Below are 19,041 nucleotides of genomic sequence, written 5' to 3' on the forward strand. Positions count from 1 at the left end.
CGGGCACTCGGTGGGTGAGATCGCGGCGGCTCACGTGTCCGGGGTGCTGTCGCTCAAGGACGCGGCTGCTCTGGTGGCGGCTCGGGGTCGGTTGATGAGTGCGCTGCCTGCGGGTGGCGGGATGGCGGCGGTTCAGGCCGGTGAGCAGGAGGTTCTGGACGCGTTGGAGGGGTTCACCGACCGGCTGTCGATCGCGGCGGTGAACGGCCCTCGGGCGGTGGTGGTGTCGGGTGAACTGGACGCCCTGGACGAGTGGCTCCAACTCCCGCGGTGGCACGACCGTAAGACGACGAGGCTGCGGGTGTCGCACGCGTTCCACTCGGCGTTGATGGAGCCGATGCTCGATGAGTTCGCGTCGGTGGCGGCCGGGTTGAGTTTCGCGGAGCCGTCCATCCCGGTGGTCTCCAACCTGACGGGTGCGGTGACGACTTCCGGTGAGCTCGCCGACCCCGGCTACTGGGTGCGGCATGCGCGGGAGGCGGTCCGGTTCGCGGACGGCATCACCGCGCTGGCCGACCTCGGTGTCACCCGCTTCCTGGAGTTGGGTCCGGACGGTTCACTGACGGCGTTGGCCCGTCAGGTGCTGGACGAGGCGGAGACCGAGGCGCTGGTGGTGCCGGCGCTGCGGGCGAAGCAGGGCGAGCCGGACGCGTTCGCCGCGTTCCTCGGGCAGGCGCACACGGCCGGGATCGCTGTCGATTGGGCGGCGTTCTTCGCCGGGACCGGCGCGAAGACCGTGTCCCTGCCGACGTACGCCTTCCAGCACGAGCGCTACTGGCTGCTGCCGCGTGCGGCGGCCGGTGACGCGGCCGCGGCCGGGCAGGCCGGGCTCGACCACCCGCTGGTGGTCGCGGCGGTCCAGGTCGGCGACCGGGACGAGTGGCTGCTCACCGGCCGGCTGTCCCTCGCGGCGCAGCCGTGGCTGGCCGACCACACGGTGCTCGGCACGGTGCTGGTGCCCGGTGCGGCCCTGACCGAACTGGCCCTGGCCGCCGGGCAGCAGGTCGACGCGCCGGTGGTGGAGGAGCTGATCCTCCAGGCGCCGCTGGCCCTGCCGGCCGGGGAGGCCGTCCAGTTGCAGGTCACCGTGGCCGAGCCGGACGAGAACGGCCAGCGGGCGCTCGCGATCTACACCCGCCCGCAGGCCGCGGAGGGCGCCGAGCGCCCCGAGGCGACCTGCCACGCCCGCGGCAAGCTGGCGGCGGCGGCCGAGGACACGGCCGCGGCGCCGTTCCCGGCCGAGTGGCCGCCGCCGGGCGCCGTCGCGGTGCCGGTCGACGGCCTCTACGAGCGGCTGGAGGCGGCCGGTTACGCCTACGGGCCGGTCTTCCAGGGGCTGCGGGCGGCATGGCGCGCGGGCGGCCAGGTCTACGCCGACGTGGTCCTGCCCGACGAAGAGGCCGGTGCCGCCCAGCAGTTCGGGATACACCCGGCGCTGCTCGACGCGGCCCTGCACGGCGGACTGCTCGACCGTGCCGAGGACGCGGCCGTCGAGCTGCCGTTCTCCTGGTCCGGCGTCCGGCTGGAGCAGCGCGGCGCGGCGCGGATACGGGTCAGGATCACCCCGGCCGGGGCGGAGGGGCCGGCCGCGACCCGGATCGACATCGCCGACGAGGACGGCCGGCCCGTCGCCACGGTGCGGGAGTTCACCGCCCGCCCGGTGGACCCGGCGCAGCTCGCGGGGGCCCGGCGGCCGGGTGACGGCTCGCTGTTCACCGTCGACTGGACCGCGGTCGCCGCTGCGGCCCCGGCGGCCCGGGTGGCGGTCCTCGGCGACCTGCCGGGCAGCGGGGAGCGCTACGCCGACCTCGCCGCCCTCGAAGCGGCCCTGGCCGCCGGAGCGCCGGCGCCCGAGGCGGTCGTGACCGCGGTCGTGGCGCCGTCCGAAAGCACCGCGGGAAGCACCGCCGGAAGCCTGGCCGGAAGCACGGCCGGCGTGGACGCCGACGCGGTACGGGCCGCCACGGCGGACACCCTGGCCCTGGTGCAGCGCTGGCTCGGCGGGGAGCTGAGCGGGCAACTGGCCGCGGCCAGGCTCGTGGTCGCAACCCGTGGCGGCGTCGCCGTCGGCGACGAGGCGCCCGACCTCCGTCAGGCGCCGGTGTGGGGCCTGCTGCGCAGCGCGCAGTCGGAGCACCCCGGACGGTTCGCCCTGGTCGACCTCGACCCGGACTCGGCCGCGGACGACGGCGGCTCCGCACCGGACTGGGCCGCGCTCGCCGGCGGCAGCGAGCCGCAGGTCGCCCTGCGCGGCGGGCAGGTGCTCGCGCCCAGGCTGGCCCGCGCCGCCGCACCGGCGGCGCCCCAACAGGGCCCGTGGACGCTGGCCTCGGTCGCCAAGGGCTCGCTGGAGGGCCTGTCCCTGGTGCCGTCCGGCGCCGACCGGCCGCTGGGCGCCCGCGAGGTGCGGGTCGCGGTACGCGCCGCGGGCCTGAACTTCCGCGACGTGCTCATCGCGCTCGGCCTCTACCCGGGCGACGCCCCGCTGGGCAGCGAGGCGGCGGGCGTCGTCCTGGAGACCGGTTCGGATGTCACCGACCTGGCCCCCGGCGACCGGGTGCTCGGCCTGATCCCCGAGTCGTTCGGCACGACGGCGGTCACCGACCGGCGGATGGTCGCGCCGATGCCCGCGGGCTGGACGTTCGAACAGGCCGCCGCTGTACCGGTGGTGTATCTGACCGCCTACTACGGCCTGGTGGAGCTCGGCCGGCTCACCGCCGGTGAGCGGGTGCTGATCCACGCGGCGGCCGGCGGCGTCGGCATGGCCGCAGTGCAGCTGGCCAGGCGGCTGGGCGCGGAGGTCTACGCGACCGCGAGCCCCGCCAAGTGGGCGGCCGTACAAGCGCTGGGGGTGCCGGCCGAACGGATCGCGTCCTCCCGGGACCTGGCCTTCGCCGAGACCTTCGCCCGGGCGACCGGCGGTGAGGGCGTGGACGTGGTCCTCAACGCGCTGGCCGGGGAGTACATCGACGCGTCGCTCGGCCTGATGCCGCGCGGCGGCCGGTTCCTGGAGATGGGCAAGGCCGACGTCCGCGACCCGCAGGCGGTGGCCGATGCCCGGCCGGGCGTGGTGTACCGGGCGTTCGACGCCTTCGAGGCCGGTCCCGAGCACATCCAGGAGATGCTGGTCGAGGTGCTGGACTTGTTCGCGCGCGGCGTCCTGTCGCACGCGCCGGTCCGCACCTGGGACGTACGCGACGGCCAGGAGGCGTTCCGGTTCCTGCGCGAGGGCCGCAACACCGGCAAGGTGGTGCTCACCGTGCCGGGGCCGTTCGACGCGGACGGCACGGTGCTGGTGACCGGCGGCACCGGTGGCCTGGGGGCCCTGGTGGCACGCCACTTGGCGACCGAGGGCGGCGTCCGCCACCTGGTGCTGGCCTCGCGCCGGGGCCTGGAAGCGCCGGGCGCGGCCGAGTTGGCCGCGGAGCTGGAAGCCGCCGGCGCCCGGGTGCGGGTGGCGGCCTGCGACGTGGCGGACCGGGAGCAACTGGCGGCGCTGCTCGGCTCGTTGGACGCCCCGCTGGCCGGGGTCGTGCACGCGGCCGGTGTGCTGGACGACGGGGTGGTGACCTCGCTGACGCCGGAGCAGCTGGACCGGGTGCTGCGGCCGAAGGTCGACGCGGCCTTGCTGCTGGACGAGTTGACGGCGGGCACGGACGTGGGCTCGTTCGTCCTGTTCTCCTCCGCCGCGGGCCTGATCGGCAGTTCGGGCCAGGGCAACTACGCGGCGGCCAACGCCGTCCTGGACGCCCTTGCCGCGCGGCGGCGGGCCGAAGGGCGCCCGGCGGTGTCGCTGGCGTGGGGCCTGTGGGCCGAGGAGACCGGGATGGCCGGGGGCCTGGACGAGGCGGCGCTGGCCCGGCTCGCCCGGCAGGGGGTGCGGCCGATGCCCGCGCCGCTGGCCCTGGACCTGTTCGAGCAGGGCAGGCGGCACGGCCGGCCGCTGATGGTGCCGGCCCGGTTCGACCTGGCCGCGCTGCGGGTCCAGGCCGGCGGAGGGCTGCTGCCGCCGCTGCTGGCGGGGCTGGCCGGCGCCCCGGCCCGCCGCACCCCGGCGGCCGCCGGGACCCCGGTGCGGCGGCTGGCCGCGGTTGCCGAGGGCGAACGCGCGGGCGCCGCACTGGAGCTGGTCCGCTCGCACGTCGCGGCGGTGCTCGGCCACCCGTCGCCCGAAGCGGTCGACCCCGGCCGCGGGTTCCGCGAGCTCGGCTTCGACTCGCTGGCCGCCGTCGAGCTGCGCAACCGGCTCACCCAGGCGACCGGGCTGCGGTTGCCCACGACGCTGGTCTTCGACCACCCGGACCCCACGGCCGTCGCCGAGCTGCTGCTCGGCCTGACCGCGGCGCAGGCGGAGGCGGCCGGGTCCGCCACCGGCGGGGCACACCCGGCGGCCGCCGGCGCCACCGGCACCGGTCACCATGACGGCAACGGCACCTTCAGCGCGCTGATCCACCACGCCCACGCGACGCAGTCGCTGGTCGAGGCGCTGCCGATGCTCACCGAGGCGTCGCGGTTCAAGCCCGCGTTCGGCCCGTCCGAACTGCCGGACAGCGCCGGATACGTGGTCAAGCTCGCCTCGGGCGACGGACAGCCCGCGCTGGTCTGCGTGCCGTCCTTCATGCCCGGCTCCGGCCCGCACCAGTTCATGCGGTTCGCCGACGCCTTCGAGGGCAAGCGGGACGTCTTCGCCTGCACGCTGCCCGGGTTCCACGGCACGGACGCCGGACCGGGGTCCTGGAGCGCCGCGATCGACGTGATGGTCCAGGCGATCCGGCGGGCGGTGGGCGACGCGCCCTTCGTCCTGGTCGGCTACTCGATCGGCGGTGTCCTGGCGCACTCCGTCGCCGCCCGGCTCGAAGCGGCCGGCGACGGGTCGGGACCGGCCGGGGTGGTGATGCTCGACACGCCCACGCCGACCGACGAGAAGCAGATCCTGGGGGTCTTCTCCCAGGTGATGGCGGAGATCCTCGACCGCGGCCACGGCGCCACCGTGATCGACGACGGCAGCTGGCTGGCGATGGGCACCTATGTGCGCCTGCTCGCCGAACGCCGCCCCGACCAGATCACCGCGCCCAGCCTGCTGATCCGCGCCGGCCGACCGCTGGCCGCGGCCGCCGCCGGCTTCGGCGACGGGAGCGGGAACCTGGCCGACGACGGCTCCGACTGGCCGGCGTGGAACGTCTGCGACGGCCAGGTGGAGATCGCCGCCGACCACTTCTCGCTCATCGAGACGGAGTCCGCGCTGACGGCCGAGGCGACCGAGCGGTGGCTCACGGCGGAGCGGACACCCGAAGGGACCGGCGCGAAGAAGAAGGCCGGCGCCCCCGCGAAGGCCGGCGCCCCCGCGAAGAGCGGCACCCCCGCGAAGGCCGACACCCCGAAGAAGACCGACACCCCGAAGAAGGCCGCTGCCGCGAAGAAGGGTGCTGCCGCCAAGAAGGCCGCCGCGGCGAAGAAGACCGCTTCTGCGAAGAAGACCGCTGCTGCGAAGCGGACGGGTTCGGCGAAGAAGACCGGTTCCGAAGAAAAGTGACGACAACAGGAGGAACGAACATGGCACTCGACGGCACGTGGGCGATCACGTACCAGGGTCCGACCGGTGACAAGCAGGCCGACCTGGTCCTCAGCACCGACGGCACCACCCTCACCGGGACCTTCGACGGCACGCCGATCGACGACGGCAAGGTCGACGGCGCGGATTTCAGCTACACCGCCAAGCTGACCTCCCCGGCCAAGATCAAGGTCAAGACGACCGGCACCGTCGACGGGGACACGATGAGCGGCAAGGTGAAGGCGGCCTTCATGACGTTCAACTTCTCCGGCAAGCGCAAGTAGCAGCCCCATGGCGGGCACCTGACGCGCGGCGCGGGTGCCCGCCGGACCGGCGGACGGTCCGCACGAGATACCGAGAACGACGCCACGAAGGGCGGCCCATGTACCTCACCCAATCGCTGCACCGCGCCGTACGGCAGTCGCCCGACGTGCCGTTCACCGTGTTCGGCGCGCGCACCCTCACCTCCCGCCAGACGTACGACGCGGTGGCGCGCCTGGCGGGCGGCCTGCTCGGGCTCGGCGTGCGCAAGGACGACCGGGTGGGCCTGCTGTCGCTGAACACCGACCGGTTCTGCCAGGTCACCCTCGCGACCGCCTGGGCGGACGCGGCCATCGTGCCGCTCAACACCCGCTGGAGCGCCGCCGAGCACGCCTACGCCCTCACGGACGCCGGTACCGCCGTCCTGTTCGTCGACGACCCGTTCCTGCCGATGGTGCCTGAGCTGCGCGCGAAGGTGCCGGGCCTGCGGACGGTCGTGCACTGCGGCGACGCCCCCACCCCCGACGGGCTGGTGCCGCTCGCCGACCTGCTGGCCGCCGAACCGGTGGACGACGTGCACCGGCAGGGCGACGAGATGGCGGGCATCTTCTACACCGGCGGCACCACCGGCGTACCCAAGGGCGTCATGCTCAGCCACCGCCAGCTGCACATCACCGCCCTGGGCACGCTGCTGCACACCAAGCTCCCGCGCGGCGGCACCTCCGTGCTGGCCGCGCCCGCCTTCCACCTGGCCGGGTTCGCGTTCTGGATCGTCGGCATGCTGGCGGACATGACCACGGTGCCGGTCGCCCTCTTCGACCCGGTGGGGATACTGCGCACCGTCCAGGAGCACCGCGCCAAGCAGACCCTGCTGGTACCGGCGATGATCCAGGCCGTCGTCAGCCACCCCGAAGCGGGCAACTACGACCTCAGCAGCCTGGAACTCCTCGCCTACGGGGCGTCCCCGATCTCCGAGACGCTGCTCACCCGCGCCCGCGCCGCCTTCCCGTCCGCGAAGTTCCTCCAGGTGTACGGCATGACGGAGCTGTCGCCGTCCACGACGCTGCTGCTCGACGCCGACCACGACGACCCCGTGCTGCGCCGCTCGGTCGGCCAGGCCGCGCCCTACGCGCTGGTGCGGATCGTGGACGAGAAGGGCAACGAGGTGCCGCCCGGCACCGTCGGAGAGATCGTCGCCAAGGGCGACCACGTGATGCTCGGCTACTGGAACAAGCCGGAGGAGACCGCGGCGGCGGTCCGGGACGGCTGGATGCACACCGGCGACGTCGGCACCATGGACGAACGCGGCTACGTCTACGTCGTGGACCGGCTCAAGGACATGATCGTCAGCGGCGGCGAGAACGTGTACTCGACCGAGGTGGAGAACGTTGTCGCCAAGCACCCGGCGGTCGCGCAGGTCGCGGTGATCGGCCTGCCCGACGACCGGTGGGGCGAGCGGGTGCACGCGGTGGTCACCCTCGCGCCGGGCGCCACCCTCACCGTGGAGGAGTTGCAGGCGTTCTGCCGGCAGGAGATCGCCGGGTACAAGTGCCCGCGCAGCCTGGAGGTCGTGGCGCAGTTCCCGATGTCGGGGGCCGGCAAGATCCTCAAGCGCGAGCTGCGGGCGGCCGCCGCCCGCAGCTGACGAACCGTCAGTTCTTGCGGACTGCCCCGGCCACGTGCATCGCGGCCGGGGCAGTCGTATGTGCGGTGCTCAGCGCCTGGGTCAGTACTTCAGCGCCGCCAGGCCGTTCGGCGTACCGAGCCCCGTCGGGCCGTCGTAGCCCGGCAGCGAGGTGCACAGGTAGCTGGTGGTGGGGCACTCCTGGCCGTTGCCGGGGATGCTGGCGCTCGCCCCGCCCGCGGCGTCGTTGAGCAGGTCGCGGTGCGTGTACAGGCCCGAGGCGTCCTTGATGCCCGCGGCGGGGCCGGCCATCACGTACATCGCCGCCACCAGCGGGGTGGCCGCGCTGGTGCCGCCGGCGTGCAGCCAGCCGCCGGGCAGGCCGTCAGCCAGGTCGGGCGTGCTGTCGTAGATCGCCAGCCCGGTGTACGGGTCGGCGACCGCGGAGACGTCCGAGACGGTCCGGCCGGGGCAGGCGGTGTCGTGCTGCCAGGACGGCTTGTCGACGTGGGCGGAGCAGGACGCGCCGGCGCCCGAGGGCCGCTGGGTCGGCCCCCACGCGGTCTCCGTCCAGCCCCGGGAGGTGTCGCTGCGGGTCAGCGAGGTGCCGCCGACCGCGATGACCGAGGTGAGGTCGGCCGGGTAGGGCGCGTCGAGCTGGTAGCCGTTGTCACCCGACGCGGCCAGGATGGGCACGCCCGGGTGCGCGTAGGAGCCGACGGTCGTGGGCCGCCCGTCCGCCCCGATGAGGACGCCGTCCCACTGGGTGCTCTCCGGCGCGCTGTAGCTGTTGGAGACGGCGCTCGCGCCGAGCCGTACCGCGGTGTCCTCGGCGGTCGCCAGCTGGATCGCACCGGCCGCGTCGCCCTCGACCAGCAGGATGTTGCAGTCGGGGCAGGCCGCCGAGACGGCCTCCACGTCGAGGCTGACCTCGACCGCCCAGCTCACGTCGACCGGGGGCAGCGGCGCGGCGTCGCCGTTCTGGTTGACCTTGCGGAAGCAGCCGTTGTCCGTGGTGCACGCCGGCAGCCCGTACGTCGCGCGGTAGACGGCGAGGTCGGCCTCGACGGTCGGCGCGTCGTAGGCGTCGACGATCGCGACGGTGCGGCCCTTGCCCGCGTGCGCGGCCACGTCGGAGGCGATGTGGTAGGCGGACTGGAGGTCGGACGGGCCGTAGCCGTCGGGCAGCGCGGCGTCGGCCTTGGGCGAGAAGGAGCGGGCGCCGGGCACCGACGTGTCCGGCATCACCTCGGCCTGACAGGCGAGTTGGCCGGGTGGCGGGGCGGAACAGACCGACACCGGGGCGGTGGCGGCCGCCGTACCCGAGGCGTCGTCGCCGAAGGAGGACGGGGAGACGACCGCGAGCAGGCCGAGGACGGTCGCCGCGACCGCCACCGAACCGGTCACCGGCCGGAAGAAGCGGGAGGACATCACTGAGGACTCCTGGGAGGTCGGGGTGGTCACGGTCACCGCACCTGGTAGGCGCTCGACAGGGTCTGGTCGATCCGGCCGCCCTGGTGGTCCCACGCCGCGACCCGGAACGACACGGTGCCGCCGGACGCGGAGGCGGGCACGGTGTACGCGGCCCGGTAGGCGCCCTTGCCGCCGGTCACCCGCAGGTCCTGCCAGCTCTTGCCGCCGTCGTAGGACACCTGGGCGGTCGCGCCGGAGATCTGCCCCCCGGTCGTGTACTGCTCGCGTGCCACGTCCAGGTCCAGGGTGTGCCGGCCCGTGGTCAGGCGGTGCTGGAGGTCGGCGTCCGTGCTGGTGGACGCGAACAGCAGCGGAAGCGCGGCGCAGGAGGTGGTCAGGCCGTCGCAGGTGGCCACGTCGGACGGCGGCTTTTGGCCCTTGCCCGGGTCGGCGGTGAACGTCCAGGTCGTGTCGGTGCCGGCGGTCGGGGTGCCGTGGCTGCGCGTGATCTGCTGGCGCAGCCGGTAGGTGGCCTTGCCCGCGGGCACCGCGACGCTCGCCCCGAACAGGTTGCCGTCGCCACTGGCCTGGAGCGTGCCGTCGCGGGTCAGCGTCGTCGTGCCGGAGTCGTCGTACCCGAAACCGAGAGTGCCGGGTGTGCTGTCGCCGTCCTCGCCGATGCCGAACACCAGCGTGTCCGCCGTCGCGCACGCGCCGCAGTTGACCGCGCCGAGGCCGGTGTCCACCTGCACGCCGGGCTGCGGGGCGTCGCCCTCCCACAGCACCGAGCGGTGCCCGCCGGCGCGGTAGGCGGTGTCCGCGCCGCTGAGCAGGACCTCGGTCTGCTCGTCCTCCAGTTGCGTCCGCCAGGTCAGACCCGGCGTCGCACTCACGTAGTCGGTCAATGTGCTGCCCGGGGTGGGGAAGTTGAACCCGACGGCTGTCTGGACCCCGGCGCGCGCGGCCCACACCGGCGTCACGTTCTGGACGAGCAGGTCCACGCCGCTCGGACCGGTCGGCGCCGAGAAGGTGTGCTCGACCGTGGCCAGCGACTTCGCGTCGACCGACGCCGGATACGAACTCGGCAGGTGGTCATAGGAGTCGGCGAGGTGGTACGTGTACGGCCGCGCGGCGTCCGCGGGCGAGGTCAGGGTCGTGGAGACCACCGCCTGGAAGCGGCCGTGCGTGACCGGCGCGGTCGTGTTGAACGTCAGGTCGGACAAGTCGCTGCCCTGGTGCAGGATCTGGAGGGCCACGCTGCCGGTGTCGCTGCCGGGCGAGCCGTCGCTGCGGTAGAGGGTGAACTCGGTGCCGGCGACCGTCGCCGGGCGCGGGGTGGCCGGCACCGGGATCGTGTGCGTGGAGGTGCGCGCGTCCAGGGTGACGCTCGTCCCGTCGCCCACCGCGACGTCCGGCGCGATGGTGATGTGCGTGCCCTCGATGTACATCAACTCGTAGTGCCCGGTGGGCACGCTGAGCTTCATGCTGCCCCGGGGCACGTTGAACACCGTGTTGTCGTACGCGGTGTGGTCCACGTCGATCAGGTACAGCTCGCCCGTGGTGGTGGGCTGCCCGGACGTGTCGACCAGGTGCACCGTGAGGCGGCCGACGCGGTACGCGTCGCTCTTCCGGGACGCCGTCGCGGGCGTCGCGGCCTTCGGGGTGAACGCGCCGGTGCCGCAGGTGCGTTCGGCCAGTGCCGTGGTGTCGTACGGGGCCAGGCCCGTCTTCGCGGTGGCGGCGTTCGCGGGCACCAGGTACTGGTGGCCCCCGCTGCGGAAGGAGAGCAGCGTGCGGTTCTCGCCCGCGGCCGGGTCGGTGAGGCGGGCACCGTCCGCGGTGACGGTCGCGCCGATCCCGCCCGGCAGGGTCACCCGGCAGCCCGCCGCGGCCTGTTGCGCCGCGGCCGTCCTGACGAAAGCGGACGGCGGTGTGCCCTCCGCGTGCGACGCGGGCACCACGAACAGCCCGCACGCGGCGGCCAGCCCGAGTGCCGCCAACCGGCCGCCACGGTGCCCCATCAGGGGTATGGGTCGTTTCAACTCGACGTTCACCTTTCGGTGTTGGGGGTCAGGAAACCCGCCCGGTCACAGGGGCTCGTAGCCCGTGAACGGGTCGTCGTCCATCTCCTCGGACGACCCGGGCGGTTCCTCGGGAACGTGCGGCGCCTCCTCGGCCGGCCCATCGCCGTCCGCGGAGCACGGTCCGGCCGGGTGCCCCTCCTCCCTCGGGACGCCCTCACCGAAACGGCTCACCCTTTTGCTCTCCATCACGTGTCGCGGAACCGGATACCGCCCGCACAGCGGGCGAACGCGAGTATCACCACCCCCGCGCCCCCCTCGCGATCCGTCAACTGACCTAAAGTTCCCGGGGCCCCTCGGCGGGTGGGCCGGGAAACCGGGGAGGCCGCCCGGCCCGCTACGTCAGGATTCCGCCGGGGCGATGCCCGCGTTGAGGGCCGCCACGGCCAGGGCGGTGCGGGACCTGACGTGGTGCTTGCGCATCGCGGAGTTGAGCTGGGCGGCCACCGTGCGGGGGGAACGGGACAGGGCGCGGGCGATGTCGGGGGTGGACAGCCCGGTCAGCATCAGCCGTACGACCTCCAGTTCGCGCGGGGAGAGCCGGTCGCCGTAGCCGCGCCGCGGCCCGCGCGGAGCGGCCCGCTCCACCGCGGCCACCCGCCGCGCGTCCTCGTGGGCCCCCAGCTCCCGGAACCCGCCCTCGACCGCGGTGAGCAGGTCGGCCGCCCCGAGGGCCAGGGCCCGCCGCTCGCGGGCGAGCAGCGCCTCGTAGGGCCGCGGCAGCCGCTCCCAGGCGACGGCCGCCGCCTCCCACCGCTCCGCCACCTGCGCGCCCGGCTCGCGCGCCTCCGCCACCCACGCCTCGCACGTGGCCAGCGCGGCGGCGGCCGCGGGGGAGGGCACCCCGCGCAGGCCCCGCGCGTAGCGGGCGAGGAGGTCCTCGGCCGCGTCGATCCGCCCGGCGGCGACGAACGCCCGCACCCGGACGGGCGCGATCTCCGTGGCCCACAGCCAGATCCCCTTGCGGGTGACGACCCGCATCCCCTCCTCGGTGAGCGCGAGGCACTCCTCGACCCGCCCCTCGGCCAGCCGCATCGCCGCCAGCGCGGCCGTCGGCTTCAGCGGCACCTCCACCATGCCGCGCCGCGCCGCCTCGGCCGAGACGTGCTCGAACCGCCCGCCCGCCGCGGCGAGTTCCGCCTCCCCGGTGGCACCGGCCGCGCCCAGCAGCGCGAGCACCAGCAGCCCGTCGAGGATCATCAGCGGCTCCTGCTCGATGCGGGTGAACGCCGCCGCCCGCTCGGCCAGCCCCGCCCAGCGGCCCTCGTACCAGTCGAGGTGGACCAGCGTCACCAGCGCCATGTCCCGCATCCGCAGGTACCCGTGCGCCGCGCTGACCTCCGCGGCCCGCTCCAGCCGCGGCCGCGCCCGCGCGTAGAACCCCCAACGCAGCGCGGCGTCCCCGATGTTGAGGTCGGCACGGATGGTGCTGAGCAGGTCCTCCGGGCGCTCGGCGGCCGCCGGGACGCCCGCGGCGACGTCCCACCCGGCAGGGTCGCCCATCTCCAGCAGCGCGGTCACCCGGTCCACCCGGAACGTCAACCGCCCCTGCGCGGGGACCCTGACCTCCACCAGCTCCACCGACTTGTCCAGCCACCGCCGGTGCGCGGAGACCGGCCAGTCCGCGCCGCCGGGCCGGCTGAGCGCGCTCATCGCCGCGGCGGCCTCCTGCGGCCGGTCGTCCAGGTCGCCGATCGCACGCTCCAACTCCGCGGCGCCGGCGGCGTACTGGCCGGTCTGGAGCAGCATCCGGCCCAACTGGGCGCGGATCTCGCCGCGTTCGGGCCGCGACAGGGCGTCGCCGTCGAGCAGGGACCGCAGCACCCCGAGGAGTTCGGTGCTGGCGAGGTACCCGGAGAAGGCGTAGACGGGGAACTTCCGGCACAGCCGGGCGGCGTCCCCGGCCGGCAGGCCCGGCGCCGACAGCAGCGCGTGCATCGCCGACACCGCCGCCGGCTGGTCCCCCGAGGCGAGCGACAGGTCCGCGGCCCGCTCGGTGTAGCGCCGCCACGCGCCGGTGTCGCCGCCCGCCGCGAAGTGCCGCGGCAACTGGGCGATCGGGACCGGCGACAGCTTCTCCAGCGCCCGCCCGGCCCGCAGGTGCAGCACGCGCCGCTCCCCGCCGGGGATGTCGTCGTAGACGGCGCGGCCGGCCAGCAGGTGGCGGAAGTGCACCCGCCCGGTGGGGTCCTCGACCAGCGCCCGGGCCCGTACGGCCGCGGCCAGCGCGGCTTCGGCCCGCTCGGCCGGCAGCCCCGACACGGCCACCAGCACCGCGGGCCCCACCGGCTCCGCGAGGACGGCGGCGGCGCGCAGCACCTCGCGGTCGTCGGGCGCGAGACGGGCGGCGCGCTCCAGCACCGCGTCGCGGATCGTCGGCGGCACCTCGATCCGGGTCAGGGTCCGGCGCCGCCACTCGCCGCCGTGGCGCACCAGGTCCGCCCGGTCGCCCAGCAGCCGTACGGACTCCTCCAGGGCGAGCGGCAGACCCGAGGTGTGCTGGTGCAGGAAGGCGGCGAACGCGTCGGAGACATGCTCGTCGTGGAGCATCGAGGAGACGAACTGCGCGGTCTCGGCCACGCTCAGCGGGGCGAGCACGATCCGGGTGTGCACGCTGCCGGGCGCGGGTCTGGCGGCCAGGCGCAGGAGGTGGGAGCCGGCCGGCACGTCCTCGGGGCGGTAGGTCAGCACCAGGCTGACGCGTTCGGCCGCCGGGCGGGCGGCGAGGAAGAGCAGGAAGTCGAGGGTGGCCGCGTCCGCCCAGTGCGCGTCCTCCACGGCCAGCACCGCGGTGCCGCACCCGGCGAGGAGTTCGCGCAGCGCGCGGAAGAGGCGGTGCCGGGCGGCCCCGGCGTCGTCGAGCCGCTCGGGCGCGGGCGGCAGGTCGCCGGCCCACTCGGGGAAGAGCGGGCGCAGCGCCCCGGCCAGCGGGGACAGGTCCAGCGCGGCCACGTCGACGCCGGTCTGGCGGACCGCGTCCACGACCGGGGCGAGGGTGAGGGTCTCCCGGAAGGGCGGGCAGCCCGCGACCAGCACCCGGCCGGGGCGACCGGGGCGGCCGGGGCGGGGCGCGGCGCCGGTGCCGGCCGTCTCCAGGGCCTCCAGCACCTCCTGGAGCAGCCGGGTCTTGCCGATGCCCGCCTCGCCCTCGACGAAGACGGCCGCGGGCCCGGCGGTGAGGCCGCGCACGGCCCGCTCCAGTTCCGCCGCCCGCCCGACCAGCCGGGGCCCGCGCACCGCGGGCGTACCGTCCTGGACCGCCGGTCGCGCTGCCACGGCCCCGCCTCCCCTCACCGACCCCCGTGCACCCGCCTGCGTCAGCGGCCCATTGTGTCCCGGCGGGCGCCCGCTGACCAGGCAAACCTTCCGCCGTCGAAGCCCCGCACCGGAACACGGCCCCGGCACCGCACCCGAACGCGGCGCGGGGTGCGCAACCGCCGTACCGGCCAAGGACGTCGGAACGAGTGCTGCCGCCTACGGAACGGGGATGCCACGGTGAAGGACGTACGCGTCGCAGGAGCCGCGCTGGCCGCGCTGCTCGCAATGGCCGCGCTGACCGGGTGCGGAGGCCACCCGCACCCGAAGGACCAGTCGAAGTCGACCGCGCAGCAGACGAGTTCGGGGACGACGCCCTCCGCGTCGTCGCCCTCCTCCTCGGCCGTGCCGGTGCCGAGCCTGACCACGTCCGCCCCGATCCGGAAGGCCGACCCGGACACGGTGGTGCGCACCCTCGCCCAGGCCAAGTCGATCGTCCCGCTCACCGCGAGGCTCCCCGACGGCTGGTCCGCGGACCGCGGCGACTTCGTGTCCACGGCGGTCGCCACCGACGACGACTGTAGCTTCGAGCCCTGCGACGGCGCGAAGTTCCGCGCGTCCGGCGCGTACGAGGACGCCGGCGGCGCGCACGCCTACTCCGAGGTCCAGACGTACGACAGCAAGCAGCACGCCCTCGCCGCGTACGCCGAGGCCGCCGCGGGCGGTGCGGGCGAGGCCAAGCACGGCGGGTCCCCGGTCGGGAACGCCTCCCAGTACCTGACCCGCACCGCGGACGGCGGCACCGACGAGGTCGTCATCTACCGGGTCGGCACGGTCGTCGCCGAGGTCTCCCTCGAACAGGGCAGCACGGCTGCCGAGAGCCTCCTGACCTTCGCGAACCTCCAGGCCGCACGCACCCAGGACGTCCTCTCCGGCGATCCCCCCTCCGACAACTGATCCCAACGCGGATCGCCCCGAACGGCCCGAAATCGCCGTTTGGCGTGCCGGGGCGGACTTCCCGAAGCGTACGGAAGGGCGTTCGGCGTGCAGTCCGTTCGTACGGAAGACGGTGCGGGGGCTTCTGCGGGCCGGGCCGGGGTCGGCACGATCGGGTGCGTCGCAGCACAGCTCGGCCCCCTGGCGCCCCTCCCCGGTACCCGGAGGACCGGCCTCGTGCTGCCCGCAGACATCCGCGCAGGATGATCCCGGGAAGGGCACCATGCATTTCACCCCCCACGAGCAGGAGCGCCTGCTGGTCCAGGTCGCCGCCGGCGTCGCCCGGCAGCGCAGGGAGCAGGGCATCAGGCTGAACTATCCCGAGGCGGTCGCGCTGTTGACCGCCCACGTCTACGACCAGGCGCGGATCGGCCGGAGCGTCGGCGAGATCATGGACTCGGGCCGGACCGTCCTGACCCGCGACGACGTCATGGACGGCGTGCCGGAGATGATCGAGAACGTCCAGGTCGAGACGACCTTCCCGGACGGTACGAAGCTGGTGACGATCCACGACCCGTTCGACGCGCCGCGCGGCGAGGTCGCGCTCCACCCGGGCAAGGTCGACTTCGTCGACGAGCCGGTGCCCCTGAACCCCGGCCTGGAGGTCACCGAGATCGAGGTGCACAATCCGGCCGACCGGCCCGTTCAGGTCGGTTCGCACTACCACTTCTACGAGGCCAACACGGCCCTGAAGTTCGACCGGGAGACGGCGTACGGCAAGCGGCTCAACGTCGCGGCCGGTACGTCGGAGCGGTTCGAGCCGGGCGACCGCCGCACCGTCCAACTGGTGTCCATCGAGGGCCGGCGGCGGGTGCTGGGGCTGCGTGGGCTCGTCGGCGGAGCGCTGAAAAAACGGCCGGGGGCGCCCCGCGAGGCGAGGGGGACCGCCGACCGTGGCTGACCGCAGCGCACCCACCGACAGCGCTGACAGCGCCGAGCGCACCGAGAACGCCGAGGGCGCTGCGAGCACCGCGTCCATCAGCCGCGCCGTGTACGTCGACCTGTTCGGCCCGACGACGGGCGACCGGATCCGGCTGGCGGACACCGCCCTGCGCATCCAGATCACCGACGACTGGTCCGGCGGCCTCTCCCGCGGACCGGCCGTCGCCGGGGACGAGGACGCCGAGGAGGGCGAGGAACCCGAGGACGCCGAGGAGGACGGGGACGAGGAGGGCGACGACGGTGGGGCAGCCGGCGACGGCCCGCCGGTCAGCCGCAGTGGCCACGAAGTCGTCTTCGGCGGCGGCAAGGTGATCCGTGAGTCCATGGGCCAGTCCGCGATCCCGCGCGGCCCCGGTCCTTTCGGCCCGCCCGACACGGTGATCACCGGCGTGGTGATCCTGGACCACTGGGGCGTGGTCAAGGCGGACGTCGCGATCCGCGACGGGAAGATCAGCGCGCTCGGCAAGGCGTACAACCCGGACACCATGCCGAAGATCCATGCGGGCCGCAAGGACTGGCCGAAGGCGGTCCGGCCGACGGACTTCGCGATCGGCCCGGAGACCGAGGTGATCTCCGGCAAGGGCCGCATCCTGACCGCGGGCGGGGTGGACACGCACGTCCACTTCGTCTGCCCCGAGCAGGTCGGAGAGGCCCTCGCGTCCGGCGTGACCACCCTGATCGGCGGCGGCACCGGACCGGCGGAGGGCTCGACCGCCACCACGGTCACGCCCGGCCGGTGGCACGTGGAGCGGCTGTTCATGGCGCTCGACCAGTACCCGGTGAACATCGGCCTGCTCGGCAAGGGCAACACCATGTCCCGCCGGTCGATGACCGACCAGGTGAAGGCCGGGGTGATCGGCTTCAAGATCCACGAGGACTGGGGAGCCACCCCCGCGGTCATCGACACGTGCATGAAGGTGTGCGAGGGCCGCAACCGGACCTCCGACGACGACAGGACGTCCGGCCTGACCTCGAACCACGTCCAGGTCGCGCTGCACGCGGACTCGCTCAACGAGGCGGGCTTCGTACAGAGCACCAAGGCGGCGTTCGCTGGCCGCCCGCTGCACATCTTCCACATCGAGGGCGCCGGCGGCGGCCACGCCCCGGACATGATCACCCTGTGCGGGGAGCCCAACGTCCTCCCCGCGTCCACCAATCCGACCCGCCCCCTGACGGTCAACACCGTCAAGGAGCACATCGACATGATGATGGTCTGCCACCACCTCAACCCCGAACTGGACGCCGACCGCGCCTTCGCCGACTCCCGCATCCGCCCCTCGACGATGGCGGCCGAGGACCTGCTGCACGACATGGGCGCCATCTCGATCATGTCGTCCGACGCGCAGGCCATGGGCCGGATCGGCGAGATGATCATGCGCACCTGGCAGACCGCCCACGTGATGCGCACCCGCTACGGCCAGTTGCGCGAAGGCACCGCCGAGGAGCAGCAGCGGCAGCGCGCCGAGGCGGACAACTTCCGCGCCCGCCGCTACGTCGCCAAATACACGATCAACCCGGCTATCGCCCACGGCGCCGACGACCTGATCGGCTCGGTGGCCCGCGGCAAGCTCGCCGACCTGGTGCTGTGGGAACCGAAGTTCTTCGGAGTGAAGCCGCACCTGGTCCTCAAGGGCGGGCAGATCGCCTACGCCCAGGTCGGCGACGCCAACGCCTCCATCCCCACCCCGCAGCCGGTGCTGCCCCGCCCGATGTGGGGCGCCACGGGTCGCGCCCCGGGTGCCAACTCCGTCAACTTCGTCAGCCCCCGGGCCACCGTCACCGCGGAGCAGCTCGGCATCGGCAAGACCCTGTACCCGATCAAGGACACCCGGAGGGTGTTCAAGAAGGACATGGTCCTCAACAGCGCCACCCCGGACATCCGGGTCGACCCCGACACGTACGAGGTGTTCATCGAGGACACCTGCATCACCGAACTGCGCCGCCGCAAGCAGGAGCAGGCGCAGGCCGACGAACCCGACTGCCCGCGGCGGCCGGCCCCCACCCACTACGCGTCCGAACTCCCCATGGCCCAGCGGTACTTCATCTTCTGACCTCGGCGACCGCCCGCCGCCGAGCCCCGGAAAGGCATGGCCGTACACCCATGACCCGCACCGCCCTCCTCCTCCTCGCCGACGGCCGCTTCCCGGCGGGCGGCCACGCGCACTCCGGCGGGGTCGAGGCCGCCGTGGCCGCCCGAACCGTCCACGACCCCGCCACCCTCCTCGCCTTCTGCCGTGGCCGGCTGCACACGTCGGGACTGACCGCCGCCGCGCTCGCCGCGGCTGCCGCCGCCGGACACGACCCCCTCGACCTGGACGGGGCCGCCGCGGCGCGGACGCCCGCGCCCGCGCTGCGCGCCACGGCACGCAAACTGGGCCGCCAACTCCTGCGGGCCGCCCGCGCCATCTGGCCGTGCGAGGCACTCGACCGGCTGGCCCGCGATCTGCCCGGCGGCGCCCACCATCCTGTAGTGCTGGGCGTCACCGCCACCGCCGCCGGCCTCACCGGGCCGGACGCCGCGCACGCCGTCGCCCTCGACCACGTCAGCGGCCCCGCCGCCGCGGCCGTACGGCTCCTCGGCCTGGACCCGTTCGACGCCACCGCCGTCGTGGCCCGGCTGTGCGACGACGTGGAAGCCGTCGCCCGCCGCGCCGCCGACGCCGCCGACCGGGTCCGCGACGAGGGCACCGCCGCTCTCCCGGCAGCCTGCGCGCCGCTGCTCGACATCACGGCCGAACAGCACGCCGTCCGGCCCGTGCGGCTGTTCGCGTCCTGACGCCCGCCCACGCCCACCGTTCCCCACCTCCGACGATGCCGTACCGCCCGATCCCGCCCCCGCCCGCCCGATCCCGCCCCCGCCCGTACGCACTCGGACCCTCGGGCCCGTACGCCCTCGCACCCTTGTCGGAAGGAACCCG

The 19,041-nt window shown here is 74.5% G+C and carries 11 protein-coding genes; 7 read left to right on the forward strand and 4 right to left on the reverse strand.

Annotation, left to right across the window (positions count from 1 at the left end):
- Positions 1–10: 10 nt before the first annotated feature.
- The 3 genes from WA788_RS33950 to WA788_RS33960 all read left to right on the forward strand — a co-directional run bounded on the left by WA788_RS33950 (position 11) and on the right by WA788_RS33960 (position 7,457).
- Entirely contained in the window at positions 11–5,533 is a 5,523-nt protein-coding gene (locus WA788_RS33950; protein WP_335984180.1) for an SDR family NAD(P)-dependent oxidoreductase, read from the forward strand.
- A gap of 20 nt (positions 5,534–5,553) precedes the next feature.
- Positions 5,554–5,835 carry a hypothetical protein gene (locus WA788_RS33955; RefSeq protein WP_335984181.1) on the forward strand — a complete coding sequence of 94 codons (282 nt, stop codon included), beginning with the start codon at positions 5,554–5,556 and terminating at the stop codon, positions 5,833–5,835.
- Positions 5,836–5,933: 98 nt separating this feature from the next.
- Positions 5,934–7,457, forward strand: coding sequence for a long-chain-fatty-acid--CoA ligase (locus tag WA788_RS33960; RefSeq protein ID WP_335984182.1), 1,524 nt, complete (start codon positions 5,934–5,936; stop codon positions 7,455–7,457).
- A gap of 81 nt (positions 7,458–7,538) precedes the next feature.
- Here WA788_RS33960 and WA788_RS33965 read toward each other — a convergent pair whose 3' ends face one another.
- The 4 genes from WA788_RS33965 to WA788_RS33980 form a co-directional block, all read right to left on the reverse strand.
- Complete coding sequence (locus WA788_RS33965; protein ID WP_335984183.1) at positions 7,539–8,900, reverse strand: S53 family peptidase; 1,362 nt, start codon at positions 8,898–8,900, stop codon at positions 7,539–7,541.
- 2 nt (positions 8,901–8,902) lie between these two features.
- Positions 8,903–10,891, reverse strand: coding sequence for a hypothetical protein (locus tag WA788_RS33970; protein ID WP_335984184.1), 1,989 nt, complete (start codon positions 10,889–10,891; stop codon positions 8,903–8,905).
- 45 nt (positions 10,892–10,936) lie between these two features.
- Positions 10,937–11,104, reverse strand: a complete 168-nt coding sequence (locus WA788_RS33975) for a hypothetical protein (RefSeq protein ID WP_335984186.1) — start codon at positions 11,102–11,104, stop codon at positions 10,937–10,939.
- A 168-nt stretch (positions 11,105–11,272) separates the two neighbouring features.
- A complete protein-coding gene (locus WA788_RS33980; RefSeq protein ID WP_335984187.1) occupies positions 11,273–14,206 on the reverse strand; it encodes an ATP-binding protein in 2,934 nt (977 codons plus the stop codon).
- Positions 14,207–14,425: 219 nt separating this feature from the next.
- On the opposite strand from WA788_RS33980, the gene WA788_RS33985 reads away from it, so the two are divergent.
- The 4 genes from WA788_RS33985 (at position 14,426) to WA788_RS34000 (ending at position 18,899) form a co-directional block, all read left to right on the forward strand.
- The gene (locus WA788_RS33985; protein ID WP_335984188.1) at positions 14,426–15,142 is read left to right on the forward strand and encodes a hypothetical protein; all 717 of its coding nucleotides are present in this window, start codon (positions 14,426–14,428) and stop codon (positions 15,140–15,142) included.
- A gap of 262 nt (positions 15,143–15,404) precedes the next feature.
- The gene (locus WA788_RS33990; protein WP_335984189.1) at positions 15,405–16,082 is read left to right on the forward strand and encodes an urease subunit gamma; all 678 of its coding nucleotides are present in this window, start codon (positions 15,405–15,407) and stop codon (positions 16,080–16,082) included.
- 76 nt (positions 16,083–16,158) lie between these two features.
- A complete protein-coding gene (gene ureC / locus WA788_RS33995) occupies positions 16,159–18,174 on the forward strand; it encodes an urease subunit alpha (protein ID WP_335984202.1) in 2,016 nt (671 codons plus the stop codon).
- Positions 18,175–18,224: 50 nt separating this feature from the next.
- Complete coding sequence (locus tag WA788_RS34000; RefSeq protein WP_335984190.1) at positions 18,225–18,899, forward strand: urease accessory protein UreF; 675 nt, start codon at positions 18,225–18,227, stop codon at positions 18,897–18,899.
- Positions 18,900–19,041 lie beyond the last annotated feature (142 nt).

Source organism: Streptomyces sp. CA2R106, assembly GCF_037034245.1.
Lineage (GTDB): Bacteria > Actinomycetota > Actinomycetes > Streptomycetales > Streptomycetaceae > Actinacidiphila.

Bases quoted from the DNA above. Each gene is read 5' to 3' on its own strand.
- WA788_RS33990 (WP_335984189.1), top strand. From the start codon at position 15,405: ATGCATTTCACCCCCCACGAGCAGGAGCGCCTGCTGGTCCAGGTCGCC.
- WA788_RS33955 (WP_335984181.1), top strand. From the start codon at position 5,554: ATGGCACTCGACGGCACGTGGGCGATCACGTACCAGGGTCCGACCGGT.
- WA788_RS33960 (WP_335984182.1), top strand. From the start codon at position 5,934: ATGTACCTCACCCAATCGCTGCACCGCGCCGTACGGCAGTCGCCCGAC.
- WA788_RS34000 (WP_335984190.1), top strand. From the start codon at position 18,225: ATGACCCGCACCGCCCTCCTCCTCCTCGCCGACGGCCGCTTCCCGGCG.